The organism is Methylorubrum sp. POS3 (assembly GCF_043352485.1).
In the GTDB taxonomy this organism is placed as follows: domain Bacteria; phylum Pseudomonadota; class Alphaproteobacteria; order Rhizobiales; family Beijerinckiaceae; genus Methylobacterium; species Methylobacterium suomiense.
Map to the genome: position 1 here is coordinate 1 of NZ_JAPRBT010000018.1, position 1,200 is coordinate 1,200.

Here is a 1,200-nt window from a genome sequence, read left to right on the forward strand (position 1 = left end):
TGACCTTGCCCCCTGTTTGCCCCCGTTCATAACCAGAGTCCGTTCTGGTTCTGGTCCTGTTTGGACCGGGTTGCAAACGCGTTCGGGGTGAGCCCACCGAGGCTCGTGTGAGGGCGGCAGGTGTTATAGTCGACCCGCCACGCCTCGATGATGGTCCGGGCCGCCGGCAGGCTCCGGAACAGATGCTCGTTCAGGCACTCGTCGCGCAAGCGTCCGTTCAAGCTTTCAACGAAGCCGTTCTGCTGTGGCTTGCCGGGGGCGATGTAGTGCCACTCGACCGCACGCTCCTCCTGCCAGCCCAGGATCGCGTGCGAGGTCAACTCGGTGCCGTTGTCCGAGACGATCATCAGCGGCTTGCCCCGGCCGGCGATGATCCGGTCGAGTTCACGTGCGACGCGCTGGCCGGACAGCGACGTGTCGACCACCAGCGCCAGGCACTCTCGCGTGCAGTCATCGACCACGACGAGGATGCGGAAACGCCGCCCGTTATCGAGCGTGTCGGAGACGAAGTCGAGGCTCCAGCGCTGGTTCGGCTCCTGCGGCACGGCGGCCGGAGCCCGCGTGCCAAGGACACGTTTGCGCCCACCCCGCCTGCGCACCGACAGCCGCTCTTCCCGATAGAGGCGGAAGAGCTTCTTGTGGTTCAGCGTGAGGCCCTCCCGCCGCAGCAGGATCAGCAGACGTCGGTAGCCGAACCGGCGGCGCTCGCCGGCCAGGCTGCGCAGGCGTACCCGCACGGCCGCATCGTCACCGCGGGTCGAGGCGTAGCGGTACGTCTTCGGCTCCAGGCCGATCAGCCCGCTGGCGCGACGCTGCGAATAGCCCTTCTCCTCGATGGCCCAGCTCACGGCTGTTCTCCGTGCGCCGGGCGTCAGAAGTTTTGTCCCAGCGCCTCACGCAGCGTCGCCACGTCGAGCATCGCTTCGGCCAGGAGCTTCTTGAGCTTACGGTTCTCCTCGTCGAGCGCTTTCAGGCGGCGCGCGTCCGAGACCTCCATGCCGCCGTAGCGCGAGCGCCACGTGTCGAACGTCGCGTCGCTGATGCCGTGGCGGCGGCAGATCTCAGCCACCGGAAGCCCGGCCTGCTGCTCCTTGAGGACGCCGATAATCTGCTCTTCGCTGAACCGGCTTTTCTTCATCGTCCGTCTCCTGATCGACGGACCCTAGCTGCAGAACGAGGGCAGGCCAGGGGGCAAGGTCA

At 66.8% G+C, this 1,200-nt stretch carries 1 protein-coding gene; it reads right to left on the reverse strand.

Annotated features, from left to right (window positions below):
* Positions 1 to 26: 26 nt before the first annotated feature.
* Positions 27 to 1,138 (reverse strand): IS3 family transposase gene (locus OWC43_RS23280; RefSeq protein ID WP_393958659.1). Its coding sequence is split into 2 segments (ribosomal slippage): positions 27 to 883 and positions 883 to 1,138, totalling 1,113 coding nucleotides; the frame shifts between segments, so codons are not numbered across the junction.
* Positions 1,139 to 1,200: the final 62 nt, after the last annotated feature.